Origin of the sequence: Serratia silvae, from assembly GCF_023282985.1 — a bacterium.
Classification (GTDB): Bacteria; Pseudomonadota; Gammaproteobacteria; order Enterobacterales; family Enterobacteriaceae; genus Chania; species Chania silvae.
This window is the reverse complement of sequence record NZ_JAGQDC010000002.1, coordinates 209,658-235,233: the sequence shown is the minus strand read 5'-3', so window position 1 is coordinate 235,233 and position 25,576 is coordinate 209,658. Positions and strand designations below refer to the sequence as shown.

The window sequence follows — 25,576 nt, the reverse complement described above, 5'->3', positions numbered from 1 at the left end:
AGGTCAGCCATGACACGCCGCAATTTACCCTTCATCCTCATGCTCAACGTCTTGGGCATCGTGCTATTTCTTTCCTGGTATATACCCAAGGATCACGGGTTCTGGTTCAACATTGACTCAGCAATCTTTTTCTTCTTCAACCAACATCTGGCCAGCGACGCCTGGTTTTTGAGAATGGTGGCGATCACCAACAATCGGGTATTCGACGTCATTTCGCTCATCGCCATGGGGCTGCTGTACCTTTACTTCTACCTCAAGCAGGATGCCTTTGGCCGCCGCCGTCTGATCGTTACCGGCGTCGTGATGTTGTTAACGGGGGTGGTGCTCAACCAGTTTGGTCACCTGCTGCCAGTAAAACACGCCAGCCCCACCCTGACCTTTGACAATATCAACCGGGTCAGCGAACTCACCGGCATCCCAACCAAAGACGCCTCCAGCGACAGCTTCCCCGGCGATCATGGCATGATGCTGATGATTTTCTCCTGCTTTATGCTGCGCTACTTTAACCGCACGGCATTTGCCATCGCGCTGCTGATCACTCTAGTCTTCTGCCTTCCACGCATCATGATCGGTGCACACTGGTTTACCGATATTGCCGTCGGTTCGCTATCTGTGGTGATGGTCGGCACCAGTTGGTGGCTGATGACACCGGCCAGCGATGTTGTGATCCACTGGTTGAACTGCAGATTACCCGGTAAGTATCGTCCAACGCAGCCATAAGTTTAGATTATGATAGCCGGGAGGCCAGCGCCTCTCGGTTATTGAAATGCCTCAATCTGTTTACTCCGCAACCACGCCGTTAACATGGTTACCGCATTAATTAACACCAATCCAACATAAGCGGCAAACCGCGTTTTTTATATGAATATTTACATTATGTTACATCACGATTTCATATAAAGAATGTCGGAAAAAGGCTCGCAATCCTCACTTCATTCCGGTACTCTCTGATGCGTTTGTGCCTGGTTTGGCTTGGCTCGTTAGTAAAAATCCGAAAATTGTGCGTTCCTGCACATTTCCGATGCTAACTGTTTGTCCTTCCTGCCGGTGCCAACTAGTCTCGTTCAGTTTGGTATTTTTCAGATAACGACTTGCGTCGTTAAGGACTTCAAGGGAAAACAATTACAATGGTCAAATCTCAACCTTTTCTGAGATATTTTTTGCGGGTATTACCTGCAATTGCGGCAGCCTTGGTGCTCTCCGCCTGTAGCTCAACGAACACTTCGAAGTTAGATAGATCACAAACTGAGATGCATGCAGTTAATGACAAAAACGGTCTTTTACTGCAAGCCTCTCAGGATGAATTCGAAGCGATGGTACGTAACGTTGACGTCAAGTCAAAGATTATGGATCAGTATGCTGATTGGAAAGGCGTCCGCTACCGTTTAGGCGGTGAAAGCAAGCGCGGCATTGATTGCTCGGCATTTGTGCAACGGACTTTCCGTGAACAGTTTGGTATGGCTCTGCCCCGCTCAACCTATGAGCAAGAAGATATGGGCAAACAAATCCAGCGCGCCAAACTGCGCCCTGGTGATTTAGTGCTGTTCCGCGCCGGGTCGACTGGCCGCCACGTTGGCATCTATCTGGGTAACGACAAATTCGTTCATGCCTCTACCAGCAGTGGCGTGACAATCTCTAACCTTTCGGATAACTATTGGGATAAACGTTATCGTGAAGGCCGCCGGTTACTGGGCAAAAGTTCCAGCTAACGGTGTAGTATCTGAATCTAGTCCTGAAAGCCAAACAAACGAGACCAGAACGCTGCCCCCAGGGGCAGCGTTTTTTTTCACTGTAAAAGTGGCACCGAACAAACCCGCATCGCTATTTTCGATTATCACAGTGCAAGAAACCACGCGACAGTTGAAAAAATAGCCTATTATCGTCAAGTGACATACCATTTTGTAACGCACTGTTTACGCTGTGTCTAAACAGCCAGACGAATAATGACGCAGGCTGGATCGGTGAGATATATTAATCACCCGCAATATAACAAGAATATTTTTACGCTGCGCTCAGGGGGCAAGTAATGGGATTGAAGGGAGCATTTGCACGCCATGCGTCTAACACACGGCGTAGCCTGGCTAAAAGCGGTATTGTCGCAGCAGTTTTCTTCATTGTTTTTATCTCTGTCACCTTATTTCTGATCGATCATCAGCGCACGCAATATCAACATAAGATCGAAACCCGTACGCAAAAATTTGCCGTTAATTATCTCGATAATCTGCAAGAAATGATGCAACAAATCATGCCGCTTACTGGTAAATCCTGCGAAAAGGTCCAGTCCGATCTTACTTACCGTGCCGCTTTTACCGCCGGCGTACGCACTTTTGTTCTGGTAAAAGACGGTTTTGCCTATTGCTCCTCGGCAACCGGTAACATGATGCTGGGGATGAGCTATATTTATTCCGAAATCGACTGGCGCAAGCCACTGGATATGGCATTGCAAGAAGGCACGCCGATGGTGCCGGAAAAACCGGCGGTTGCCGTGTGGCTACGTCAACCGGGGCCAAGCAACACCGGCATACTGGCCACGCTGGATCTCACCCTGACCCCCTACCTGCTACTCAATTCACGCGATAGAGATACTCCCGGATTTGCCATCGTGATCGGGAACCATGCGGTAACCACCTTCGACTCGAATATGATGCCACTGGCAAAATTACCTGAAAGGTACACCAGCCAGGTTGCAGTCCCAGGTTATCCACTGAGTATGATCTTCTATCACCAATCCCTGACGGCTAATGATATGCGTTTTACCGTGCTGGGCAGCCTGGTGCTCTCCCTGATGGTGGGCGTGTTGTATTACTACATGCAGATATTGCGTCAAAGCCCCGAACTCGCCCTGATGAGGGGCATCAAGCGCAATGAGTTCTTTGTTGAATATCAACCAGTATTCCACACAGCAAGCAGCACCATCGCCGGAATGGAAGCATTGATCCGCTGGCAGCATCCCAGCGAGGGGCGTATTCCACCGGATCTGTTTATCCCCTATGCCGAAAGCGAAGGGTTGATCGTGGCGCTGACCCGCCACCTGTTCCGGATGATCGTAGCGGATATCCCGCAGTTGGCGCAAGCTCTGCCACGGGGGGCCAAACTGGGCATCAATCTTGCTCCTTCTCACCTTAATGCGCCTTCGTTCCATGACGATATCATCGAACTGCTGGCTGAAGTGCCGACCAACCATTTCACCGTGGTGTTTGAAATCACCGAACGCGGCATGGTGGAGGAACAAAACGCCTTGGAAGAGTTTGACTGGCTGCACAGTCAGGGCGTTGAAATCGCGGTAGATGACTTTGGCACCGGCCACAGCGCCTTAATCTATCTACAGCGCTTTACCCTGGATTACCTGAAAATCGACCGCGGTTTTGTCAACACCATCGGCCAGGATACGGCGACCGCTCCTGTCCTGGATGCAGTGATTTCACTATCTAAAAAACTGCAAATGCTGACCGTGGCGGAAGGGGTTGAAACCGCCGAACAGGTGAGTTTCCTGCAAGAGCGCGACGTTAATTTTATGCAGGGCTATTATTTCAGTAAGCCACTGGGTATTGAGGACTTCGTCGCCTTTTGCCAGAATAATGCCGCTTTTGATTATCAGGCCGCGGTTAATCCCTGATATTGAAACTTCTTTACTCAGAAAACCGGCCTGAAATGCTATGCTACCGGCTGGATTAATTGACTTATATCCGACATATTTCAAGCCATGGTTTGAAAGGCGGCGGGTATACATAGCAGGAGCTTACCGTAGAGATGTCCGTACGCATTTTTGCTGCCCTGGTGCTTTCGGCACTCAGTTTTAGCATGCAGGCCGAAACCCTTAATGAAAGCTACGCTTTCGCCACGCTCGGTGAACCGAAATATTCCACCGACTTTAGCCATTTTGACTACGTGAACCCTGCGGCCCCCAAGGGCGGCGACGTTCGGCTGGCAGCCATCGGTACCTATGATAACTTCAACCGTTTCGCCTCGCGCGGCGTGCCCGGTGAAAGAACTGGGGAACTCTACGATACGCTATTCACCAATTCGGCCGACGAGCCTTCCAGCTATTATCCGCTGATTGCAGAGTCGGCCCGTTACCCGGCAGATATGCGTTGGATGGAGCTGGATATCGATCCACGCGCTCGTTTTCATGACGGTAGCCCGATCACCGCTGCCGACGTGGCTTTCACCTTCAACAAATTTATGACCGAGGGAGTGCCGCAATTCCGTTCGGCGTATAAAGGCGTCACGGTCAAGGCCATCTCCCGTCTGACAGTACGCATAGAACTCCCCAAACCGGATAAAGATCAGCTACTCGGTCTCTTGAGCTTGCCGGTCATGCCGGAAAGCTTCTGGAAAGACCATAAGCTGAATGAGCCACTGGCTGTTCCCCCTCTGAGCAGTGGGCCTTATAAAATCAGCAGCTACCGATTGGGCCAATACATTACCTACGAACGTGTACGCGACTATTGGGCCGCCAATCTGCCGGTGAATCGTGGTCGCTATAACTTCGATACGCTGCGTTACGACTATTACCTGGACGATAAGGTGGCACTGGAAGCCTTTAAGGCCGGGGCTTACGATTTCCGCGTCGAAGGCTCGCCAAAAAACTGGGCCACTCAATATCAGGGCGGCAACTTTGCGCGCAACTTCATCATCAAACAGGATGAAACCAATCAGGCGGCACAGAATGCCCGCTGGATGGCATTCAATATTCAACGACCGATTTTCGCCGATCGCCGGGTGCGGGAAGCCATTACCCTGGCCTTCGACTTTGACTGGATGAACAAGGCGCTGTATTACGGTGCCTATCAGCGCGCCAACAGCTATTTCCAGAATACCGAATACGCGGCTACCGGCTACCCAGACGCTGCGGAACTGGCCTGGCTGGCCCCGCTGAAAGGCAAAGTACCAACAGAAGTATTTACCTCTATCTATCAGCCTCCAACATCCGACGGCAGCGGCAATGACCGGGCCAACCTGCTGAAAGCCACCGAGTTGCTTAAACAAGCTGGCTGGGAAGTGAAAAACCAGCAGTTGGTCAACAGCAAAACCGGTAAACCCTTTACCTTTGAGCTGATGCTGTGGAGCGGCAGTAATTTTCAGTACGTACTGCCTTTCCAGCACAACCTGAAGCGGTTGGGGATTGATATGCAGATCCGTGAGATTGACGTCAGCCAATTCACCCGCCGCATGCGCGAACGTGACTTTGATATGATGCCGACAGTGTACCCTGCAATGCCTTTTCCCAGCACCTCACTACAAACCCGTTGGGATTCAGATTATATCACCTCGAGTTGGAATACCCCCGGCGTCAGCGATCCAGCTGTAGACGACCTAGTGCGTAAAATAGTTAAGCATCAAGGAGATGAAAAATCGTTGCTGTCCCTTGGCCGTGCGCTGGATCGGGTGTTGACCTGGAACATGTATATGCTGCCGATGTGGTACTCCAATCACGACCGTTACGCCTATTGGGACAAATTCTCTTCGCCAGCGGTACGCCCGGCCTATTCGATCGGGTTCGACAACTGGTGGTTCGACGTCAACAAGGCGGCACGCTTGCCGGCGCAACGGCAATAAGGAGCCTCAGGTGGCCGCTTATCTGATACGCAGATTACTGCTGGTGATCCCCACGCTGTGGGCAATCATCACCATTAACTTTTTCATTGTGCAAATCGCCCCCGGTGGGCCGGTCGATCAGGCCATTGCCTCTATTGAGATGGGGCAAACCAGCGGTTTTGGCGGTGGTGGCGCGGGTGAAGGCCTTGGGCATATGAAGGCTGGCGCGGGCAACGTGGCCGAAGGCCAATACCGTGGCTCACGCGGCCTGGATCCCGAAGTGATCGCCGAGATCACCAAACGCTATGGGTTCGACAAGCCGCTGCACGAACGCTATTTCACCATGCTGTGGAACTACATGCGCCTCGATTTCGGCGACAGCCTGTTCCGCGGTGCCTCAGTGATGCAGCTGATCGGCCAAAGCCTGCCAGTCTCCGCGTCCCTGGGGCTGTGGAGTACGCTGATCATCTATCTGGTGTCGATTCCCCTGGGGATCCGCAAGGCCATCCACAACGGCAACGCCTTTGACACCTGGAGCAGCACGCTGATTATCATCGGCTACGCCATTCCAGCGTTCCTGTTCGCCATTCTGATGATCGTGCTATTCGCCGGTGGTAGCTATCTGGACTGGTTCCCGCTGCGCGGGCTGGTTTCCAGCAATTTCGACACGCTGCCGTGGTACGGTAAAATCACCGATTATCTGTGGCACATTACCCTGCCAGTGCTGGCTACGGTGATCGGTGGCTTTGCCACCCTGACCATGCTGACCAAAAACTCGTTCCTTGATGAGATCCGTAAACAATACGTGGTCACTGCCCGTGCCAAAGGGCTGGACGAGAAGAAGATCCTGTACCGCCACGTGTTCCGTAACGCCATGCTGTTGGTGATCGCCGGTTTCCCGGCCACCTTTATCAGCGTGTTTTTCACCGGTTCGTTGCTGATCGAAGTGATGTTCTCGCTCAACGGCCTTGGGCTACTGGGCTACGATGCCACCCTGCAACGCGACTATCCGGTGATGTTCGGAACGCTCTACATATTTACCCTGATCGGCCTGCTGCTGAATATCATCAGCGATATCACCTATACCCTGGTCGATCCGCGCATTGATTTCGAGGCCCGTCAATGAGCCGCTTAAGCCCCATCAATCAGGCCCGCTGGGCACGTTTTCGCAGCAACCGCCGTGGTTACTGGTCGCTGTGGATTTTTCTGGTGGCCTTTGCGCTCAGCCTGGCCGCCAACCTGATCGCTAACGACCGGCCCTTGCTGGTGCGCTATGAAGGCCGCCTATATGTGCCCTTTATGGTCAACTACAGCGAAACGACCTTCGGTGGGGAACTGAATACCATCACCGATTTTCAGGATCCTTTTGTCATCAAGCAGATTGAGCAACACGGCTGGGCTATCTGGGCCCCAATCCGCTTTAGCTACAACACGATCAACTTTGCCACCGAAGTCCCCTTCCCGTCGCCACCGTCACGCCAGAACCTGCTGGGCACCGACAGTAACGGCAGCGATGTGCTGGCCCGGGTGCTGTACGGTTTCCGTATCTCGATGCTGTTTGGGCTGGCGCTAACGCTGTGTTCCAGCGTGATTGGTATCTGTGCAGGAGCGACGCAGGGCTATTACGGCGGCCGATTCGATCTTTGGGGGCAGCGGCTGATCGAGGTTTGGTCGGGGATGCCGACGCTGTTCCTGATCATCCTGCTGTCCAGCATCATCCAACCCAATTTCTGGTGGCTGTTGGGCATCACCATCCTGTTTGGCTGGATGAGCCTGGTGGGCGTAGTGCGTGCAGAATTCCTGCGTACCCGTAATTACGACTACATTCGTGCCGCCAGAGCGATGGGCGTGCCGGATCGCGTGATTATGTATCGCCATATGCTGCCTAACGCCATGGTCGCCACGCTGACCTTCCTGCCGTTTATTCTGTGTGGTTCGATTACCACCCTCACCTCTCTCGACTTCCTCGGCTTCGGCTTGCCGATCGGTTCGCCTTCGTTGGGTGAGCTACTTTTACAGGGCAAAAACAACCTGCAAGCACCGTGGTTAGGCATTACCGCCTTCCTGGTGCTGGCGGTGCTGCTCTCACTGTTAATCTTTATCGGCGAAGCGGTGCGCGACGCCTTCGACCCAAGCAAGGCGCATTAATATGACCACTCCTCTGCTCGCTATTCAGGATCTCAGCATCGCCTTCCGCCAGGGAGGCAGCTTGAATCAGGTGGTCAACGGCGTCTCGTTGCAGATTGAACAAGGGGAAACGCTGGCGTTGGTGGGTGAATCAGGCTCAGGCAAAAGCGTCACCGCCCTTTCCGTGCTGCGGCTATTGCCTTCCCCGCCAGTGGTGTATCCCGGTGGAGATATTCTGTTTAACGGCAACTCGCTGTTACACGCGCCAGAAGCCGAACTGCGCAAAGTGCGTGGCAACCAGATCTCGATGATTTTCCAGGAGCCGATGGTGTCGCTCAATCCACTGCACACCATCGAAAAGCAACTGGCCGAAGTGCTGATGCTCCACCGGGGCATGCGCCGTGACAGCGCCCGCGCCGAAATCATTCAATGTCTGGATCGGGTGGGAATACGTAACGCCAAAGGTCGTTTGAAGGATTATCCACATCAGCTCTCCGGTGGAGAACGTCAACGCGTGATGATCGCTATGGCGGTGCTGACCAAGCCCAAGCTGTTGATTGCCGACGAACCGACCACCGCGCTAGACGTGACCATCCAGGCGCAGATCCTGATGCTGCTGAAAGAATTAAAGCAGGAGTTGGGAATGGGGTTACTTTTCATCACCCACAACCTGAACATCGTTCGCCGGTTGGCAGATAACGTGGCGGTGATGCGCCAAGGATTGTGCGTAGAGCAAAATAGCCGTGACAGCCTGTTTAGCGCCCCCCAGCATGCCTATACCCGTCAGTTATTGGCTGCTGAAGACGTGGGCGAGCCTCTGCCGCTACCGGCTAGCGATAAGCCCATGCCACTGCTCAAAGTGGAAAACCTGCAGGTCAGCTTCCCGATCAAACGTGGCCTATTACGGCGCGTTGTCGATCAGAACTACGCGCTGAAAAATCTGAGCTTTGAGATACAGCCTGGAGAAAGCGTGGGCTTGGTGGGTGAATCGGGTTCCGGCAAGAGCACGACTGGTCTGGCGCTGCTGCGCTTGCTAAGTGCCAAAGGTGCAATCTGGTTTGATGGCCAACCGCTGCACCAGTTCAATAACCAGCAGATGTTGCCTTACCGCAGCCGAATGCAAATCGTGTTCCAGGATCCCTATTCCGCGCTGAACCCACGCCTGAACGTGCTGCAAATCATCGCTGAAGGGCTGGAGATCCACCAGCAATTGACCGCAGAGCAACGCGAACAGCGGGTGATTGAGGCGTTGGAGGAAGTCGGGTTGGATCCGGCCCTGCGCTACCGTTATCCCACAGAGTTTTCCGGTGGGCAGCGCCAGCGTATTGCCATTGCCCGCGCGCTGATCCTGCAGCCGCAGCTGTTGATCCTGGATGAACCGACGTCCTCGTTGGATAAATCGGTGCAGGCGCAAATCCTGACGCTGCTGAAATCACTTCAGCTCCGTCACCGGCTGGCCTATCTGTTCATCAGCCACGATTTGCAGGTGGTACGATCGTTGTGCCATCAGGTGATCGTACTGCGTCAGGGAGAAGTCGTGGAGCAAGGTGACTGCCAAACGATTTTCAACGCACCTGCTGCTGTCTATACGCAGCAGTTATTGCAGTTGGTTGATTAGCGGCATCATTCAGAAGGGGTACTGCGCGCTGAGCTGCTCGGCAATCGCCGCACCGACGTTTTTTAAGCGGCACATGGCAGCACTTTCATCACATTGATGAACGAACAGGCAAGGCTCGCCTTCCCATTCAACGATGGAACAGTTGACCTGGATCTCTTGCAGAGACAGGTTGAGCTGCTGCATGACCCGCCAGGCTTCACGCCCATCATGGCTGAGTAGCTTCAGGCCGATCAGATCGTTATCTTCGTCTATGCCGCTAAGCGGAATCGGTTCAACCTTGCTGCCGGTAAAACCTGATAGCCAACGATAACTTTGCGGCAAGCGATGCACTACCGAAAGCTGGAAACTATCCACATGAAATCCCTAGTATGAAAAGATGAAACACTTTTTACATCACAGGATGACTTAGTTATAGCCGGGATCATCCGACTTTGCCGCCCACAAATGTTGTTTTTAAGTAAAATTTGCAACAAACAATTAACCGCATCCTGCGCTTGCTGATATCACTCAGTTTTTTCCACCGTAGAAGGTTCTCTCACGGCGTTTTGCGACTCAGCTCGCATTTTTGCGTTATATGTAACCCTTTCCCGCCGCGATCTCAACATTTTTTTCTTGCAATGCAGTTACTTTACAATCGCTATAATTTTACATTGCGCAAACATATCGCTCAAATACCTAAAGCAGCTTAAATCAATAATCTTTTGATTTAAAACAATATTAGGCCAATTAACCGCGAAGAAAACGCCCCATCAGCCTGCGGGTTGCACCTTTGACAACCTGAGAAAATAATACCGCCATATTTAACAAAAAAACTACAGTTCGTTTGGTTGTCATTTAGTTAGTCTGCATATATTTAGCAACAAACTTAAACTTGCAAGAGGGGAAAACGAGGTCTGGTTGCGTTTGTCTCCCTCTCACCATTTGGGAGAGGGTCATAGTGAAGGGTAAATCAGGCAGGGTTATTACGAGGACGGCTGGCATAGAAATAGAACAACACCGCAACGATGCTGCACAACGCCATTGATGAAACCATCGGCCATGCGCTTTTGCCTGGGGCCATGGACAGTATTGCTCCGACCAGTGCGCCAATGCTGAAACGCAACGTCCCGGCCAGCGAAGAGGCGGTTCCCGCCATATGGGGGAAATCGTCCAGGATCACCGCCATCGCGTTAGACGAGATCATGGCGATACAACCGAGATAAACCGCCACCCCGAGCACCAATGCCCAGAAACCCAGTCCGCTGGCAGTGACGGCCAGCAACCATACGCCCATCGTCAATTGCACAAACAGCCCAAGACGGAACATTTTAACCGCCCCCAGGCGGCGCACATTGCGGCTATTGATCAGGGTCGTCAGGAACAGAAACACGATGTTCAGCGCAAAGTAATAGCCAAAATGCTGCGGTGAAACGTTATTCAGCTCGATATAAACAAACGGCCCGGCGCTGAGGAAAGAAAACATCCCGGCAAACGAGAAAGCACTGGCCAGCATATAGCTCAACACGCGCTTGTGGCGGAACAATGAGCCGAAATTCCTGAGCGTGGTGCGCAGATGGAATTTTTGCCGCCGCTCCTTAGGCAAAGTCTCCTTGATAAAGAACGCCACCAGTACCGAACCCAACAGTGCTGCCGCGCCCATGGTCCAGAAGATCGCGTGCCAGCTGAACCATAACAGCAGCACGCCACCGATCATCGGAGCCAGCAATGGCGCAATGGTCATCACCAGGATCACGAACGACATCATGCGTGAGAACTCGTCCTTGGTGAACATGTCACGCATCAGGGCGTTGATCACCACGCTTGCCGCCGCTGCGGCCAACCCATGCAGGAAGCGCAGATTGATCAGTTGCTCCACCGATTGGGCCATTGCACAGGCCCCACCCGCGATAGCAAAAATCAGCGTGCCCCACAGGATCACCGGTTTGCGACCGATGCTGTCGGACATCGGCCCATAGAACAGTTGGCCAACGGCAAAGCCTAGCATGTAGGCGCTGAGCGTCATCTGTACCCGGCCAGACTCCACGCCAAACTCCTGGGCGATTATCGGCATGCTGGGCAAGTACATGTCGATCGCCAACGGCATCAGCATCGACAGCAGGCCCAGAATAAAGATCAAGCCGAGGTGAGAGGTCCGGTTCTGTTGCACGTTCAACGACTCCTTGGTCGGTGGTAAAAATTAATCCAGCAGGTGCGGTGCGCCTACGCTGGCAATCTCTTCTTCGGTCAGCGGGCGGTATTCCCCCGGTGCCAAATCGTCATCCAACACAATGGCGCCAATGCGCTCACGGTGTAATTCGATGACCCGGTTACCCACGGCGGCAAACATGCGTTTCACCTGATGGTAACGCCCTTCGCTGATGGTAAGGCGCACCAGGGTATCTTCGATTTTTTCCAACTTCGCTGGCTTGGTCAGATTTTTTTCGTTATGCAGCTGCACGCCTTGCTCGAACTGCTGAGCGGTATCAGCGGCCAACGGATGTTCCAACGTCACCAGATAGGTTTTCTCACACTCGTGGCGCGGTGAGGTGATACGGTGCGACCACTGGCCGTCATCGGTCATCAGTACCAGGCCGGTGGTATCAATATCCAGCCGCCCTGCCGCATGCAGCTTGTACGCGACGGGTTCATCCAGGAAATAGAGCACGGTTGGATGATCCGGGTCGTCGGTCGAACACACATAACCCTGTGGCTTATTGAGCATGAAGTAACGTGGCCCGTTCAGCTGTGACAACACGTTGTCATCAAACCGCACTTCCTGTTCCGGAGCCAGCTTGAGCGCCCCGCTCTTGACCACTTCACCGTCTACGGTGACACGTTTTGCACGGAGTTCACGCGCTACCAGCGCACGGCTGATACCCAACTGCTGAGATAAAAACTTGTCCAGTCGCATTAAATCTGCTTTGCCTGTCGTTGTTATGATCGCATTGATCTGGTTGCTAAATATGACGCCCCGTTATCGCACCAGGTGCAAAAAACAGGTTCGAAGAGGATGTTCGCGTAGGGAAGCCGCTTAGTATAATGCCATAACAGGGGTAATTTCCATGCTTCTCGCACTGCGTAGCCGCAGAGGGCATAATAATAGAAATTTTTCCGCCGTCTGAGGAGCAAAATGTCACAATTTCAGTGGAGTGTTACAGCCCACTTCAGCGAGCGCTACTAACGCATGGCCTTTACCCTACGCCCGTACCAGTTGGAAGCGGTTGACGCCACCATCAAGCATTTCCGCCAGCATCCTGAACCGGCCCTGATCGTGCTACCAACCGGCGCTGGCAAAAGCCTGGTGATCGCCGAGTTGGCAAAACGCGCCCGTGGCCGGGTGTTAGTGCTGGCCCACGTCAAAGAGCTGGTGGCGCAAAACCACAGCAAATACTGCGCTTATGGCCTGGAGGCTGACATCTTCGCCGCCGGGCTACAGCAAAAAGAGAGCAGCGGCAAGGTGGTGTTCGGCAGCGTGCAATCGGTGGCACGTAATCTGTCGCTGTTCGACGGCGCATTTTCCCTGCTGATCGTCGACGAATGCCACCGCATCAGCGACGATGACGACAGCCAATACCAGCAAATTATTCAACATCTGCAAAAAACCAACCCGCAACTGCGCCTGCTTGGCCTGACGGCCACCCCTTATCGGCTAGGTAAAGGCTGGATTTATCAATATCACTACCACGGCATCACCCGTGGCGACGGCAACAGCCTGTTTCGCGACTGCATTTATGAACTGCCGTTGCGCTATATGATTAAACACGGCTTTCTGGTGCCGCCAGAACGGCTGGATATGCCGATCGTGCAGTACGATTTCAGCCGCCTGGAGGCCAGAAGCAACGGCTTGTTCAGCGAAGTGGATCTTAACCGCGAGCTGAAACAGCAAAACCGCATTACGCCACACATCATCAGCCAGATCGTCGAATACGCCGAAACCCGCAAAGGCGTGATGATTTTTGCCTCCACGGTGGAGCATGCCCGTGAAGTGCATGGGCTGTTGCCAAGCGGGGAAGCGGCGCTGGTCAGTGCCGAAACGCCGCCAGGCGAACGTGACGCGCTAATCGAAGCCTTCAAGCAACAGCAACTGCGCTACCTGGTCAACGTGGCGGTGCTGACGACGGGTTTCGATGCGCCGCATGTCGATCTGATCGCTATTTTGCGCCCCACCGAGTCCGTCAGCCTGTATCAGCAGATCGTCGGGCGCGGTTTACGGCTGGCCCCAGGCAAGACCGACTGCCTGATCCTGGACTATGCCGGCAATCCCCACGATTTGTTCACGCCGGAAGTGGGCGTTAGCAAACCCCACTCCGACAGCCAACCGGTACAGGTATTTTGCCCTGGCTGCGGTTTTGCCAACCTGTTTTGGGGCAAATGCACCGAGAACGGCGACATCATCGAGCACTACGGCCGTCGCTGTCAGGGCTGGCTGGAAGATGATGAGGGACATCGCGAGCAGTGTGACTACCGCTTCCGTTTCAAATGCTGCCCGCACTGCGGCGCAGAGAACGATATTGCGGCACGCCGCTGCCATCAGTGCCAGGAAGTATTGGTCGATCCGGACGATATGCTGAAGGCCGCATTGAAGCTGAAGGATGCGCTAGTCCTGCGCTGTGGCGGAATGGAACTGCAAAGCGGCAAGGACGACAAAGGGGAATGGCTGAAAGCCACCTATTATGACGAAGATGGCACCAGCACCAGCGAACGTTTCCGCCTGCAAACGCCCGCGCAACGCAAAGCCTTCGAGATGCTGTTCCTGCGCCCGCACCAACGGGCACCTGGCGTCCCCTTCGGTTGGCAAAACGCGGCGGACATTCTGGCTCAGCAGGCGCTGTTACGCCATCCCGATTTCGTCGTCGCGCGCAAACGCGGCCAGTTCTGGCAAATACGCGAAAAAGTTTTTGATTATCAGGGCCGCTTTCGCCGTGCCAATGAGCTGTATTAAGCCCGTGCGGCAGGTTTTCATTGCCCAGAGAGCGGCTTTCCGTTAAAATGCCGCCCGCTTTACCTGGGTTCGCCCAGTGTGAAAGCAGGTTATCGAGCCTGTTACTGGGTCGCCTGTAGCAGGGTAAATTTTCTTTTAAGAGAAAAAACAATGTTCACTATCAACGTACAAGTACGTAAAGACCAGGGTAAGGGTGCGAGCCGCCGCCTGCGTGCAGCAAACAAATTCCCAGCTATCATCTATGGTGGCGAAGAAGCTGCGATTGCTATCGAACTAGACCATGATTCTGTAAAGAACATGGAAGTTAAACCAGAATTCTACAGCGAAGCAGTAGTTTTGGTTGTCGACGGTAAAGAAACCAAAGTTAAGGTTCAGGCTGTACAGCGTCACCCGTTCAAGCCAAAACTGGCTCACATCGACTTCGTTCGCGTTTAATCGCCACGTTATCGATTTTCGGGACGCCGAAGTGAAAAACGCCGCAATTGCGGCGTTTTTTATTGGCTGTCATTCAGTGATGCTTACTTGCCGCCCGTGCGACGTTGCAACTGATCGCGCAGATTCGGTGGCGTACCTCTGATCGTCAGGGTATCGGTAGCCGCATCCCAGAAAATGCGCTCCCCCAGCAGCATCGCATCAAAGTTCAGGCTGATACCGCCGCCGCTGCCAGCAAATTTGGTCAGTTGGCGTAAGGTGCCGCGATCCGCCGGAAAACTATCCTCTAGCTCGTAACCCTGTTCACTGGAAAACTGCAGGAAATCCTTCTCGCCCACCGGGGCTATTTCTTTCGACAGCTCCTGCAACTCGATCTCTTCACCTGCCTGCAACTGCTCATTACAGTAGCTGTAAACCTGCTGACGTACCGTTTGGCGTTCATGTTTGCCTAGTTGGGCATCAGCACAGTAATCATCCACCGCCTGTAACAAGCCACGGTTTTGCGCTTTGGTGTCCAGCCCTTCCGCCGCCGCCAGGAAATCCATAAAGAAATCGGAAACCTTGCGCCCTACCCGCCCTTTGAGGAATGTCAGATAGCGAGTCGATTGCGGATTGGTTTCCCATTCGGTCAGATCGATACGCGCCACAATATCCGCATGGTTGATATCCAGATAGTGGGTGGTGCGGATATCCAACTCTTCATTGACGCGTGTACTGTTACAACTGTTCAGCACCGTGATCAACAAGTATTCCACCGCCAGATAACGGTAATGTGCGAACAGCACCACGCCACCGTCGGCAAACGGATATTTGGCCAGTTCGTCACGTAGACGGCCGGTGGCAGCACGGCTAAATGCGAGGAAGTCGTCATCACCCTTACGGCAGTTGCGCAACGCGTCCGCCAGTTCGCTCTGCTCGTTGAACAGACCGTAAGCCTTACTCTTGGCGCTGTAAACGCGATGCAGCTCTGCCATCATCTCTTCCACCGCCGCATTGGTGGTAAGAAGGGAATCGCGCAACACCACTTCCAGCGTCTGCTCATCGCGTTTTACCAACTGGTGCAGTGCAATCTGCTCGATATCCAGACTCATGATTATTCCTCCTGTTCTTTGAGCGCGTATTCAAGCACTGAAGAAGCCGAAAGACAACGGCCATGGCAATACCTTAACGAACTTCACGCTATAAAAGAGCGGAAAATCGCGGCTCTATACGTTAAGATATGGGACTTTGTCGAGCCTTGAGCACAATTTTTATGCCACAATCATCTCGTTATAGTGACGAACACGTTGAACAACTGCTCTCTGAGCTGGTCAACGTTCTGGAAAAACACCATACTCCCACCGATCTCTCTTTGATGGTGCTGGGCAACATGGTAACCAATTTGATCAACACCAGTATTGCTCCCGCACAGCGGAAGACACTGGCCAGATCGTTTGCTGAAGCCCTGCAGGCTTCTATCCATGAAGATAAAGCGCATTAATAATTACTTATGGTGACAAACCGTCAGCGTTATCGTGAAAAAGTCTCCCAGATGATTGGCTGGGGGCACTGGTTCGCCTTATTTAATATTCTGCTCAGTATCGGGTTGGGCAGTCGCTACCTGTTTGTTACCGACTGGCCGTCCTCACTGTTGGGGCGAGTCTATGCGTTGGTCAGCCTGATTGGGCAGTTCAGCTTTATTGTTTTTGCCGTCTACCTGCTGATCATCTTCCCGCTCACCTTTGTAGTGATGTCGCAGCGCCTGCTGCGATTTATTTCTGCGACGTTGGCCACCGCCGGGCTAACGTTGCTGCTGGTTGACGGCGAAGTCTTTACCCACTTCCACCTGCACCTGAATCCGGTGGTGTGGGAGTTGGTCGTCAACCCGGACCAGAGTGAACTGGCGCGCGACTGGCAGTTGGTGTTTATCGCCGTACCGGTGATATTCCTGATCGAAATGCTGTTTGCCACCTGGAGCTGGCAGAAACTGCGCAGCCTGAACCGGCGCAACTTCGGCAAGCCGCTGGCGGTGCTGTTCATCTGTTCGTTCTTTGCTTCGCACCTGATTTATATCTGGGCGGATGCCAATTTCTATCGGCCGATCACCATGCAGCGCGCCAACCTGCCGCTTTCTTACCCAATGACCGCTCGTAAGTTCCTGGAAAAGCACGGCCTGCTCGATCAGCAAGAATATGAGCGCCGCCTGATGCAACAGGGCAATCCAGAAGCGGCGGCCGTTGAATATCCGCTCAACAGCCTGAACTACAGCGATAAAGGCAGCGGCTACAACCTGCTGATGATCGTAGTGAACGGCGTGCGTACCCAGGATCTGGCGCAAGACATGCCCGGCCTGAGCCGCTTTGCCCAGGAAAATATCCGCTTCAGCGACCATTACAGCTCCGGTAACCATGCGGACACCGGCCTGTTTGGCCTGTTCTACGGTATTTCGCCTACCTATCTGGATGGTATTCTGGCCGGACGCAAACCGGCCGCGTTGATTAGCGCGCTGAGCGATCAAGGCTATCAGTTCGGCCTGTTCTCTTCAGACGGTTTCAACGCCAGGCTTTACCGCCAGGCGCTATTGACCGATTTCTCGCTACCGCCTGAACCGTTCGTACAAAGCGATGCCGCCACCACTCATCAGTGGCAGAGCTGGTTGGCCACTCAGAGCGGTAGTAGCCCTTGGTTCTCCTATATCAATTTCAGCGGAGCCAGGTTACCAGAGGGTGACAATAAGCTCGCACCTGAGGCCTTCACCCAACGTTATCGTACCGGCGCTAAAGACCTCGATGCGCAGATTGAGCAGGTGCTGGCTACGCTGAAAGAAAAAGGCCTGCTGGATAAAACCGTGGTGGTGATCACCGCCGAGCACGGCATAGAGTTCAACGATACCGGCAAAGGCAACTGGGGAGCGGGCAGCAGCTTTAACCGCAGCCAGTTGCAGGTTCCGTTGGTCATTCACTGGCCAGGCACGCCGGCACAAACCATCAATAAGCTGACCAATCATAACGATGTGATGCGCACGCTGATGCAACGTCTGCTGCATGTGAAAACACCGGCTAACGACTACTCGCAAGGCGAAGATCTGTTTGCCGCACAGCGTAAAAACAATTGGCTGGCCACCGGTGACGGCAGCCAGTTGGTGATCACCACGCCAACACAGACGCTGACATTGGATGTCAATGGCAACTACCGTGCCTACGATCAAGACGATAACGAGATCAAAGACGAGAAACCCCAGCTAGCCCTGCTGTTGCAGGTGCTGACCGATGTAAAACGCTTTATCGCCAACTAACTGCTTAAATCTAGAGCAATCGGTGAGGTAGCTGCTTGAATTTACATCTGAAAACGGTAGTATAGGGTTCTGCGTCGGCATGTAGCGCAGCCTGGTAGCGCACCGTCATGGGGTGTCGGGGGTCGGAGGTTCGAATCCTCTCATGCCGACCAACTATTTATAGAGAAACCAACCGCTTAGGGTTGGTTTTTTATTAACAAAACCTTCACATGGTAAAATGGTGGTAAAATTGCCGACAAGCCATCGCCTTTCAGCACTTAGGTTTCCCCTCTTGTTAGCCGTTAGATCGCCGTCTTAATTGCCGCTGTACGCTATTATTTCTCCCTGCACGGCTTTTACTCCCTGCTTAACGCCACACATCTTCTGCTCCTTATTCGGTTTCTATGGTCACAAAAAAGCCCCGGACTATGCCGAGGCTGGTTTTCTTGACTATTACTGTGGTAAAACCAGATGCCACCGATAATAGACACGCATGATGTTTATTTAATCGTAGATATAAAACATAGCATGACAAACAATGTTCGTTGGGACATTCGGATGCAGTAACTCCAAAGCCCTTACGCTAAAGTAAACTCTTTCAGTTTTGACAAGCTGTATGTTAAAACAAGCCAACCCAGGATAATTTATATATTCCCCGGTAACAGGATGTGACAGACTTCCACCGAGAGTTGTTTGAAAGGAAGTATCAGAGTGATTCAGAAAACCCGGGGAGCCAGAGGATGATACGATAATTTTTTTGCCAACATTTCGCACCGGGCTAGAAGCATCGGCTACGCAAACCTTGGACTCAAACCACGCTGATTTACCGGCCTTTACAGCCTCACTAACTTCTTTAGGTATGAAACCTTTTAAGGTATACCCATTCGCAACATCCATAGACTTGATAGTTTTGTAATAGTTTTGAAAAATCGCTTTCATAGTGAAATATCTCCTTTGTTGAATTTCACTACTAATTATATGGATATTCGCTTTTATTTCGCTCAATGCTCGTTGTGTGGTGAATAGCTAAACGAGTTACCTGAATTCCGTATTCCGCGGCCACTTAATCAGCCCCTCGATCCTTGAAGCACATATATCAAGCTCACTTGCAAGACCATAACGGCATCACTGAAAGTTTCCCCGGTGAACGGTGTCCGTCAAACTGCTGGAGGGTACACCTGGGCCGGTGCAGGCTTAGGTTTTTCTGTGCAAGATATCGATAGCAGAATCAGGCAAGCGCTGATTGCTACCGTCGCTATGCTCCAACGCCTGGCGTAACGTTCTGTTTTCAACGTCGGCCTTGTCTGCTGTTCAAGCTTTAACTGTTCGGTGGTGCGGCGCTCAGCACCAGCGGTATCTACCAACGCGGTGCTCGTTTCATCCCGATCCTTTAACGCCGCCGATCAGCACATCACCGCGCCACAATGAAACCAGGATCTCGCTGATGTCTGCCTAGCTATGAGGATTGTTTGGCATTCTTATTACCTCCCCTTGTCGGAGGCCTTGCCCGATCATCGGGTGATAAATGCTGCGGTAACACCAAATACTGATCTTCTCTGGGCAGTTGCCATTGGCTTTCGCTAAACCCGTGGCTAGCCATTTGACAGCCAGTTGCAGCGTTGGATTTCTTTGGCTGATACGTTCAGCGCCTGCCGTGCTGACCTGAAATAGTCGATCAGCGGCTTGAAGACGTTTTGCTTCAGCTTTGAGCACTTGGCAGTACGGCCGGTATCTTTTGGCTGGTATGGCCCAGCATAATGCCCCGCAAAGATGATCCGCTCGGTTGCCGGGAAGAAAGCATGTAAGCTCTCTTTGTTCTGGCACCTCCACGGCCCTGAGGGTTTAGCCCACACGATATGGCTCAACACGTCGAACCGATGGCGTACCAGCAGCTCAGTATCTGACGCTTAATTGTCTAATGCTTACAGATATCGCTTTCCCTCAATCCTCTAGCCAGCTCCTGGTTATGACCTTACCTCGGGGGAAAGTTCGGCAAAAACAAACCTCCTGTTTAGAAGATGACTGCTCTTGCCGTTGAGCTAATGGTGCATAATCAGCTCTGTGGGCAGGCCACCAGATAGAGATCGTGGACTGGCATACTCGCATCAAAACCACGCACTCTCTCTGGATCATCAATAGCTGGCTCAGCAAGTTGCTTGGCTACGTCGTCTACACTGACATCTTCAACATAAAAAGTCGCATCTGTCATTTTACTACAGTTAAAATAAGTCCCCATTAATACCATTTTCCCAGGGGTCGTATAGCTCTCTTGTTTATTGACCAGTGCCACAACGCCATCCGCTCGTTTAGCGACGACAACATAGTTGTCCTCTGAGCGATCAAAAACATAGGCATCATTTTCTGGGTAAGTCGACCATATAGTAGACTTTTCAGCAAACAACTCTGCCAAATTAATCGCTGTCTTTAGTGCATTTTTGTTATCAGCATTTTGGGCAACTGCCGAAGTCACCACACCGATGCAACCAACCGACAGCATACCTAAAAAGAGTAATGTTTTTTTCATGATATTAATTCCCTTTTGAAAAAGTTTAAATATGAAAGCTTAAATAATAACCTTATGACATGTAAAAAGAAGTATTGCACAACCGAGCATCTTTGCACTCAATTATGATGGGTGCATTCAAACGGGCGCACAAAGATCAATATGCATAATAAAAACCAACGTTTCATACCTTGACAAATAGTGTGTAATAGTAGTAGTGGCAGCAATAGAGCATACATCCCTCAAAATAGACCACGATAAAATTTTCCCCTCCCCCTCTTGCACTCACCCCGTCCCTTCGGTCAGAATAACTGTATACATAAACAGTAACGTTAGGGTTGGGCTATGTTCGTTGAATTGGTGTTTGATAAGCGTAATGTCGCAGGGATCCCTGGTGCCGATGAAATCATCAAGGCCGAGCTGACAAAACGGGTGCATCGCATCTTCCCGGATGCAGAGGTGAAGGTAAAACCCATGCAGGCCAACGGCCTCAACTCAGACGCCAGCAAAAGTGACCGCGAGAAATTAAACCGTATGCTGGAAGAGATGTTCGAAGAGTCTGACCAATGGCTGGCCACCGATATTTAAAGGGTCGTAAGGCGCGGTCATTTACTGCGCCGCATCATGGATGCCCAAAGACAAAAAACCCCAGCATCTCTACTGGGGTTTCTTATATGGTGCCGGCTACCGGAATCGAACTGGTGACCTACTGATTACAAGTCAGTTGCTCTACCTACTGAGCTAAGCCGGCGAAATCTGTCGGAAGTGCTACTGTTTCCGTGGAGCGCAATATAATACAGCCAGATTGGAACAATCAAGCATAATCAACAGATTATTTATCTTGTTGATTAAAAAACGGCTTATATGCCGAATTTCTCACCAATGGCCCGTTCTTCACAACTTAATGTCTGATTAAGATACTCGCAAAGATCCGCCAGAACCACTTGCCTTTCGGCTAATGGATGCTCCTTTCTCATCAACAACAAGACCAGTGCTGACCACGAAGCTGCCACCTCAACGCCCCGCTCTGGGTGCAAACTAAACTGCAGCACCGGTGGGGCTGTATATCCGCCGCCATGTGCATGAGCCGGCCAGCTTCGTACAGCAGCAGAAAGCATTTGCGTTCGGCTCCACTTTAAACTCTCTATGAAGCCATCAAATGATGGCCTCTTCATTGAGCGCCAGCAATGAGGGAGTGGTCTAGCCACCCACCAACACAGCGGCGTACCATTATCGGATAAAGGGAAACACACCTAAAAAATAAGCGCATTCCTATATTGCCTTGGTTTTTTCCCAACAAAAAACACGCAAAACAAACAACTGCCTATAGGCATTAATGCTGAAAATTTTGGTTTAATCCTCTAAGAGAAGCAGACTTAAAGTTAGATTTTTCCTAAGTAATTTCCCCAATCCATCTTGTGCAATTTAATTGATCTCAGTATCATGCGTTGATAAATTTCACGGCTAAAAACAGTGGGCGTTAATTAAAAAATTAAACCGCTCAGTTTTCTCTAGGTTGTAACCTGCTAACAAAAGGAAATTGTTTTATGAAAAACATCGTTAAATGGTGTGCTGCTCTTGCCGTCATCGCCACTCTGACCGGTTGTGTGCGTACCGCCCCAATACAACAAATCAACAGCACGGTCAGCACTGGTCATACCGAAGCACAAGTCAGAACTGCAATCCTGAAAGCAGGTGTGCAACGTGAATGGGTTATGACACAGGCTGGCCCTGGCGTCATTAATGGCCGCCTCCAGGCTCGCGATCATGTGGCTGAAATCCGCATCACCTATTCCGCAACAAGTTATTCCATCGACTACACCAGTAGCCTCAACCTGCTAGCCTCGGGTGGGAAAATTCATAAAAGCTACAACCGCTGGGTACACAATCTCGATAAAGATATCCAGTTAAATTTGTCGGCTGGTGCCGCGCTGTAATTTCCAACATTGATTAGATTATCGCCGGATACAAGCTGGCGTCGCTATTTTGTATCCGATTAAAGAGGCTGTACAACAAATGTATCAACAGGACACTCTCAGTGCACTTGATGCTATCACAGAGGCGCAACGGATTGCCTTTGCTCCAATGCTGTTTCAAACCGCCCTTTGTCTGCGTAATACGGGTGTATTAGCCTATCTGGATGAACAAGGAAAGCATGGCGCCCTGCTTGAGGACATCACTGCCAATAGCAGCATTAATGAATATGCCGTTAGTGTGCTGTTGGATATGGGGTTAAGTGGCCGTATTGTGACTCATCAAAACGGCTATTACTTCATTGCCAAAGTGGGGCACTTCCTACTCCACGATGCCATGACCCGTGTGAATATGGATTTCACGCAAGATGTTTGTTATCAGGGGCTGTTTTCTTTAGAACATGCGCTTAAGGAAGAGAAGCCCGCTGGTTTAAAAGTGTTTGGTGAATGGCCGACCATCTACCCTGCCTTATCGCAATTGCCCAAGGCTGCACGTGAAAGCTGGTTTGCTTTTGATCACTACTATTCAGATGCCGCATTTAATGCCGCACTACCCCATATATTTAACAATAAACCAACAACGCTTTATGATGTGGGCGGCAATACTGGAAAATGGGCGCTACGTTGTTGCCAGTACGATGATAACGTCAGCATTACCTTACTGGATCTGCCACAGCAAATTAGCCTGGCGCGTGAGAATGTCGAAAAAGCCGGGTTATCTCATCGCATAGATTTCCATGCGGTAGACATGCTAAGCGATGCACCGTTACCCAGTAGCGCAGATATCTGGTGGATGAGTCAGTTTCTTGACTGTTTTTCACCGGAGCAAATTATTACTATTCTGAAAAAAATCAAACGGGTGATGAAGCCTGACGCTCAGCTATGCATTATGGAGCTGTTCTGGGATGCGCAAAAATTTGAAGCGGCTTCGTTCAGCCTCAACGCCTCCTCACTCTATTTTACCTGCATGGCTAACGGTAACAGCCGCTTTTACAGCGCCGGTAAATTTTACAGTTTCCTCGAAACGGCAGGTTTCCGGGTAGAAAAACGCCTCGATAACCTTGGTATTGGACATACCTTGTTAGTATGCCGAAAGCAATAATGATGGGGCAGCGCTCATGCTACCTTGGAGATGACACAGTCCAAACCGAGTAACCGCGGAAGCACGTTGATGAATTTTGCATTGAACATCGTTGATTGGCAGGCCATGGCCCCCGGACTAAGCGACGCATCGCAATGGCGTCAATGGTCGCAGGAGCCCCATGGGATCATACCCTCAGCGCCGCAATCGAAGCTGACCGAACTTCCCATGATGACAGCACGCCGCCTGAGTTCAGGCAGTAGGCTGGCCGTGGAATGCGGTTTAGCCATGCTACGTCGTCAACCGGTGGATGCGGTCCTTTATACCAGTCGTCACGGTGAGTTGGAGCGTAATTACCGAATTTTGCAGGCCATAGCCACCCAGCAAGCGGTTTCCCCAACTGATTTCACCATGTCGGTACATAACTCAGCGGTGGGTCACTTGACCATCACGGCGCAAAATCCTCTGGTATCATCTTCACTTTCTGCTGGCCTAGACACCTTTCAGCAAGCGTTATGTGAGGTCGTGTGTTTACTCCAGGCGGGTTACCAGAGAGTATTAATGGTCGATTTTGATGGCTTGCTGCCCGAGTTTTACCACACCTACCTGCCAGAGCAGATGCCGACCTGGGCCTATGCGGTGGCGCTGGTGTTTGAACGCGGGAATACGTTAAGGTGCGAGAGCAAGCAGGAAGGCACAGGGGAAGAGCCCCTGCTACCGCAAAGTTTACAGTTTTTACAACACTACCTGGCCAAGGACCCAACGTTCGCCATTGCGGGTGAAAGGCTAAAGTGGTACTGGAGCCGTACATGAGCGGCCTATTCGCACATTTAAACTGGGCTTGGCGTCTGATAATGACCGGCTTTTGCTTTGTCCTGTTTGGCGTCGGCGGCCTGCTGCTATCGCTTGTCTGGTTTAATCTGCTGCTGGTACTGCAGCGCGATATTGCCAAGCGCCGCCGGGTAGCCCGGCGCAGTATTGCCGCCAGCTTCCGGCTGTTCTTATCGATAGCAAAAACGTTGGGTGTATTGGATTATCGCATCAAGGGGATTGATATATTACGCCAGGAGCGCGGTTGTTTGGTGGTCGCTAACCATCCGACACTGATTGATTACGTGCTTTTGGCATCCGTGATGCCCGAGACAGACTGCCTGGTAAAAAGCGCTCTGCTGCATAACCCCTTTGTGAGCGGAGTGATCCGGGCTGCGGATTATCTGGTCAATAGCCAGGCGGACACGCTACTTCCAGCCAGTCAGCAACGCCTGTCACAGGGCGACACCATACTTATTTTTCCAGAGGGAACGCGCACTCGCCCTGGTGAAAATATGACACTGCAGCGCGGTGCCGCCAATATTGCCGTACGATGCCGCCGTGACGTGCGTATAGCAGTGATCCACTGTAGCGAGCATCTGCTTGATAAACAGAGCAGATGGTATGACGTTCCACCCAGGAAACCCCTGTTCCAGGTAGAAGTACGTGAACGGGTACAGATAGAACATTTTTTTGATGCAGAATCGCAACAGCCAGCATTAGCCGCAAGGCAGCTAAACCGGCATCTTTTGCATCAGTTATCACCAGGCCTTATACCTTTGTCAGGAATTAATGATGCAAGCGCTCCACCTTGAAATTAAAAATCTCATAATAAATACACTGAATTTGGATGAACTGTCTGCGGACGATATCGACACCAATGCGGCGCTGTTTGGTGAAGGGCTTGGGCTGGACTCCATCGATGCTTTAGAGTTAGGGCTGATGGTGAAAAACCAGTATGGTGTCGTGCTTTCCGCCGAAAATGAAGAGATGCGCCAACATTTCTATTCAGTGGCAACACTGGCATCCTTTATCCAAGCTCAACGTGCCTGAGAAGAGCCCGCTATGACAGAACAACAAACCATTTATCAGGAAGTGTCCGCACTGCTGACCAAACTGTTCGATATCGACCCACAGGACATCAAACCTGAGGCCCGCTTGTATGAAGAGCTTGAGTTAGACAGTATCGATGCCGTTGACATGATCGTGCACCTGCAGAAGAAGACCGGGAAAAAAATCAAGCCGGAAACCTTTAAGCAGGTGCGTACCGTGCAAGATGTCGTTGATGCGGTAGAACAGCTATTGCAAGAAGCATAACCG

General features: G+C 51.7%; 24 protein-coding genes, 2 tRNA genes and 1 pseudogene. 19 read left to right on the top strand and 8 right to left on the bottom strand.

Going from position 1 to position 25,576, the window contains the following annotated elements:
- Window positions 1-9 precede the first annotated feature (9 nt).
- From KAJ71_RS03155 to yejF, 7 genes are all read left to right on the top strand, one after another.
- Complete coding sequence (locus KAJ71_RS03155) at window positions 10-720, top strand: phosphatase PAP2 family protein (RefSeq protein ID WP_248944342.1); 711 nt, start codon at window positions 10-12, stop codon at window positions 718-720.
- A 407-nt stretch (window positions 721-1,127) separates the two neighbouring features.
- On the top strand, window positions 1,128-1,709 hold the full coding sequence (mepS, locus tag KAJ71_RS03150) for a bifunctional murein DD-endopeptidase/murein LD-carboxypeptidase (protein WP_248944341.1): 582 nt from the start codon (window positions 1,128-1,130) through the stop codon (window positions 1,707-1,709).
- A 317-nt stretch (window positions 1,710-2,026) separates the two neighbouring features.
- Window positions 2,027-3,616 (top strand): cyclic di-3',5'-guanosine monophosphate phosphodiesterase PdeN, encoded by a 1,590-nt coding sequence (gene pdeN, locus KAJ71_RS03145; protein WP_248944340.1) that lies wholly within the window; start codon window positions 2,027-2,029, stop codon window positions 3,614-3,616.
- Window positions 3,617-3,750: 134 nt separating this feature from the next.
- Window positions 3,751-5,559 (top strand): extracellular solute-binding protein, encoded by a 1,809-nt coding sequence (locus tag KAJ71_RS03140; protein WP_248944339.1) that lies wholly within the window; start codon window positions 3,751-3,753, stop codon window positions 5,557-5,559.
- 10 nt (window positions 5,560-5,569) lie between these two features.
- Window positions 5,570-6,664, top strand: coding sequence for a microcin C ABC transporter permease YejB (locus tag KAJ71_RS03135; protein WP_248944338.1), 1,095 nt, complete (start codon window positions 5,570-5,572; stop codon window positions 6,662-6,664).
- Window positions 6,661-7,686, top strand: a complete 1,026-nt coding sequence (locus KAJ71_RS03130) for an ABC transporter permease (protein WP_248944337.1) — start codon at window positions 6,661-6,663, stop codon at window positions 7,684-7,686. Before KAJ71_RS03135 ends, KAJ71_RS03130 begins: the two co-directional genes overlap by 4 nt.
- 1 nt (window position 7,687) lies before the next feature.
- Window positions 7,688-9,283: a microcin C ABC transporter ATP-binding protein YejF gene (gene yejF, locus KAJ71_RS03125; protein ID WP_248944336.1), complete on the top strand. Its 1,596-nt coding sequence runs from the start codon at window positions 7,688-7,690 to the stop codon at window positions 9,281-9,283.
- Window positions 9,284-9,292: 9 nt separating this feature from the next.
- Here the strand turns inward: yejF and KAJ71_RS03120 are convergent, their stop codons facing one another.
- The 3 genes from KAJ71_RS03120 to rsuA form a co-directional block, all read right to left on the bottom strand.
- Window positions 9,293-9,637: a YejG family protein gene (locus KAJ71_RS03120; RefSeq protein ID WP_021805874.1), complete on the bottom strand. Its 345-nt coding sequence runs from the start codon at window positions 9,635-9,637 to the stop codon at window positions 9,293-9,295.
- Between the two features lie 595 nt (window positions 9,638-10,232).
- Window positions 10,233-11,429 (bottom strand): Bcr/CflA family multidrug efflux MFS transporter, encoded by a 1,197-nt coding sequence (locus KAJ71_RS03115; RefSeq protein ID WP_024530608.1) that lies wholly within the window; start codon window positions 11,427-11,429, stop codon window positions 10,233-10,235.
- Window positions 11,430-11,459: 30 nt separating this feature from the next.
- Window positions 11,460-12,173, bottom strand: coding sequence for a 16S rRNA pseudouridine(516) synthase RsuA (rsuA, locus tag KAJ71_RS03110; RefSeq protein ID WP_248944335.1), 714 nt, complete (start codon window positions 12,171-12,173; stop codon window positions 11,460-11,462).
- 273 nt (window positions 12,174-12,446) lie between these two features.
- Between rsuA and radD the strand changes: the two genes are divergently transcribed.
- Together radD and rplY are read left to right on the top strand one after the other, a co-directional pair.
- Complete coding sequence (gene radD / locus KAJ71_RS03105; RefSeq protein ID WP_024530606.1) at window positions 12,447-14,204, top strand: DNA repair helicase RadD; 1,758 nt, start codon at window positions 12,447-12,449, stop codon at window positions 14,202-14,204.
- Between the two features lie 150 nt (window positions 14,205-14,354).
- On the top strand, window positions 14,355-14,639 hold the full coding sequence (rplY, locus tag KAJ71_RS03100) for a 50S ribosomal protein L25 (RefSeq protein ID WP_024486231.1): 285 nt from the start codon (window positions 14,355-14,357) through the stop codon (window positions 14,637-14,639).
- Window positions 14,640-14,722: 83 nt separating this feature from the next.
- Here rplY and yejK read toward each other — a convergent pair whose 3' ends face one another.
- Complete coding sequence (gene yejK / locus KAJ71_RS03095) at window positions 14,723-15,727, bottom strand: nucleoid-associated protein YejK (protein ID WP_248944334.1); 1,005 nt, start codon at window positions 15,725-15,727, stop codon at window positions 14,723-14,725.
- A 161-nt stretch (window positions 15,728-15,888) separates the two neighbouring features.
- Between yejK and KAJ71_RS03090 the strand changes: the two genes are divergently transcribed.
- The 3 genes from KAJ71_RS03090 (at window position 15,889) to KAJ71_RS03080 (ending at window position 18,062) form a co-directional block, all read left to right on the top strand.
- On the top strand, window positions 15,889-16,116 hold the full coding sequence (locus KAJ71_RS03090) for a YejL family protein (RefSeq protein ID WP_248944333.1): 228 nt from the start codon (window positions 15,889-15,891) through the stop codon (window positions 16,114-16,116).
- A gap of 9 nt (window positions 16,117-16,125) precedes the next feature.
- Window positions 16,126-17,910 (top strand): LPS biosynthesis-modulating metalloenzyme YejM, encoded by a 1,785-nt coding sequence (yejM, locus tag KAJ71_RS03085; RefSeq protein WP_248944332.1) that lies wholly within the window; start codon window positions 16,126-16,128, stop codon window positions 17,908-17,910.
- A 75-nt stretch (window positions 17,911-17,985) separates the two neighbouring features.
- A tRNA-Pro gene (locus KAJ71_RS03080) sits at window positions 17,986-18,062 on the top strand.
- Window positions 18,063-18,393: 331 nt separating this feature from the next.
- On the opposite strand, the gene KAJ71_RS03075 is transcribed toward KAJ71_RS03080, so the two are convergent.
- From KAJ71_RS03075 to KAJ71_RS03065, 3 genes and pseudogenes are all read right to left on the bottom strand, one after another.
- Window positions 18,394-18,828, bottom strand: coding sequence for a hypothetical protein (locus tag KAJ71_RS03075; RefSeq protein WP_248944331.1), 435 nt, complete (start codon window positions 18,826-18,828; stop codon window positions 18,394-18,396).
- Window positions 18,829-19,432: 604 nt separating this feature from the next.
- Window positions 19,433-19,781, bottom strand: a pseudogene (locus KAJ71_RS03070) (site-specific DNA-methyltransferase); the annotation flags it as partial.
- 161 nt (window positions 19,782-19,942) lie between these two features.
- Window positions 19,943-20,413: a hypothetical protein gene (locus KAJ71_RS03065; protein WP_248944330.1), complete on the bottom strand. Its 471-nt coding sequence runs from the start codon at window positions 20,411-20,413 to the stop codon at window positions 19,943-19,945.
- 324 nt (window positions 20,414-20,737) lie between these two features.
- Here KAJ71_RS03065 and KAJ71_RS03060 point away from each other — a divergent pair, with 324 nt between their 5' ends.
- Window positions 20,738-20,980, top strand: a complete 243-nt coding sequence (locus KAJ71_RS03060) for a DinI family protein (protein ID WP_021178442.1) — start codon at window positions 20,738-20,740, stop codon at window positions 20,978-20,980.
- 87 nt (window positions 20,981-21,067) lie between these two features.
- On the opposite strand, the gene KAJ71_RS03055 is transcribed toward KAJ71_RS03060, so the two are convergent.
- Window positions 21,068-21,143: transfer RNA gene (locus KAJ71_RS03055), tRNA-Thr, on the bottom strand.
- A gap of 796 nt (window positions 21,144-21,939) precedes the next feature.
- Between KAJ71_RS03055 and KAJ71_RS03045 the strand changes: the two genes are divergently transcribed.
- The 6 genes from KAJ71_RS03045 (at window position 21,940) to KAJ71_RS03020 (ending at window position 25,573) form a co-directional block, all read left to right on the top strand.
- A complete protein-coding gene (locus KAJ71_RS03045; RefSeq protein WP_248944329.1) occupies window positions 21,940-22,329 on the top strand; it encodes a lipoprotein in 390 nt (129 codons plus the stop codon).
- Between the two features lie 79 nt (window positions 22,330-22,408).
- Window positions 22,409-23,467: a methyltransferase gene (locus KAJ71_RS03040; protein ID WP_248944530.1), complete on the top strand. Its 1,059-nt coding sequence runs from the start codon at window positions 22,409-22,411 to the stop codon at window positions 23,465-23,467.
- A gap of 69 nt (window positions 23,468-23,536) precedes the next feature.
- A complete protein-coding gene (locus tag KAJ71_RS03035) occupies window positions 23,537-24,259 on the top strand; it encodes a beta-ketoacyl synthase chain length factor (RefSeq protein WP_248944328.1) in 723 nt (240 codons plus the stop codon).
- Window positions 24,256-25,071 (top strand): lysophospholipid acyltransferase family protein, encoded by an 816-nt coding sequence (locus KAJ71_RS03030; protein ID WP_248944327.1) that lies wholly within the window; start codon window positions 24,256-24,258, stop codon window positions 25,069-25,071. Before KAJ71_RS03035 ends, KAJ71_RS03030 begins: the two co-directional genes overlap by 4 nt.
- Window positions 25,052-25,309 carry a phosphopantetheine-binding protein gene (locus KAJ71_RS03025; RefSeq protein WP_248944529.1) on the top strand — a complete coding sequence of 86 codons (258 nt, stop codon included), beginning with the start codon at window positions 25,052-25,054 and terminating at the stop codon, window positions 25,307-25,309. Before KAJ71_RS03030 ends, KAJ71_RS03025 begins: the two co-directional genes overlap by 20 nt.
- 12 nt (window positions 25,310-25,321) lie before the next feature.
- Window positions 25,322-25,573, top strand: a complete 252-nt coding sequence (locus KAJ71_RS03020) for an acyl carrier protein (protein WP_059201238.1) — start codon at window positions 25,322-25,324, stop codon at window positions 25,571-25,573.
- Window positions 25,574-25,576: the final 3 nt, after the last annotated feature.

Bases quoted from the DNA above. Each gene is read 5' to 3' on its own strand.
- yejK (WP_248944334.1), bottom strand. From the start codon at position 15,727: ATGAGTCTGGATATCGAGCAGATTGCACTGCACCAGTTGGTAAAACGC.
- KAJ71_RS03140 (WP_248944339.1), top strand. From the start codon at position 3,751: ATGTCCGTACGCATTTTTGCTGCCCTGGTGCTTTCGGCACTCAGTTTT.
- yejM (WP_248944332.1), top strand. From the start codon at position 16,126: ATGGTGACAAACCGTCAGCGTTATCGTGAAAAAGTCTCCCAGATGATT.
- mepS (WP_248944341.1), top strand. From the start codon at position 1,128: ATGGTCAAATCTCAACCTTTTCTGAGATATTTTTTGCGGGTATTACCT.
- KAJ71_RS03045 (WP_248944329.1), top strand. From the start codon at position 21,940: ATGAAAAACATCGTTAAATGGTGTGCTGCTCTTGCCGTCATCGCCACT.
- radD (WP_024530606.1), top strand. From the start codon at position 12,447: ATGGCCTTTACCCTACGCCCGTACCAGTTGGAAGCGGTTGACGCCACC.
- KAJ71_RS03020 (WP_059201238.1), top strand. From the start codon at position 25,322: ATGACAGAACAACAAACCATTTATCAGGAAGTGTCCGCACTGCTGACC.
- rsuA (WP_248944335.1), bottom strand. From the start codon at position 12,173: ATGCGACTGGACAAGTTTTTATCTCAGCAGTTGGGTATCAGCCGTGCG.
- KAJ71_RS03035 (WP_248944328.1), top strand. From the start codon at position 23,537: ATGAATTTTGCATTGAACATCGTTGATTGGCAGGCCATGGCCCCCGGA.
- rplY (WP_024486231.1), top strand. From the start codon at position 14,355: ATGTTCACTATCAACGTACAAGTACGTAAAGACCAGGGTAAGGGTGCG.
- KAJ71_RS03065 (WP_248944330.1), bottom strand. From the start codon at position 20,413: ATGAAAAAAACATTACTCTTTTTAGGTATGCTGTCGGTTGGTTGCATC.
- KAJ71_RS03060 (WP_021178442.1), top strand. From the start codon at position 20,738: ATGTTCGTTGAATTGGTGTTTGATAAGCGTAATGTCGCAGGGATCCCT.
- KAJ71_RS03090 (WP_248944333.1), top strand. From the start codon at position 15,889: ATGCCACAATCATCTCGTTATAGTGACGAACACGTTGAACAACTGCTC.
- KAJ71_RS03155 (WP_248944342.1), top strand. From the start codon at position 10: ATGACACGCCGCAATTTACCCTTCATCCTCATGCTCAACGTCTTGGGC.
- KAJ71_RS03130 (WP_248944337.1), top strand. From the start codon at position 6,661: ATGAGCCGCTTAAGCCCCATCAATCAGGCCCGCTGGGCACGTTTTCGC.
- yejF (WP_248944336.1), top strand. From the start codon at position 7,688: ATGACCACTCCTCTGCTCGCTATTCAGGATCTCAGCATCGCCTTCCGC.
- pdeN (WP_248944340.1), top strand. From the start codon at position 2,027: ATGGGATTGAAGGGAGCATTTGCACGCCATGCGTCTAACACACGGCGT.
- KAJ71_RS03040 (WP_248944530.1), top strand. From the start codon at position 22,409: ATGTATCAACAGGACACTCTCAGTGCACTTGATGCTATCACAGAGGCG.
- KAJ71_RS03030 (WP_248944327.1), top strand. From the start codon at position 24,256: ATGAGCGGCCTATTCGCACATTTAAACTGGGCTTGGCGTCTGATAATG.
- KAJ71_RS03075 (WP_248944331.1), bottom strand. From the start codon at position 18,828: ATGAAAGCGATTTTTCAAAACTATTACAAAACTATCAAGTCTATGGAT.
- KAJ71_RS03025 (WP_248944529.1), top strand. From the start codon at position 25,052: ATGCAAGCGCTCCACCTTGAAATTAAAAATCTCATAATAAATACACTG.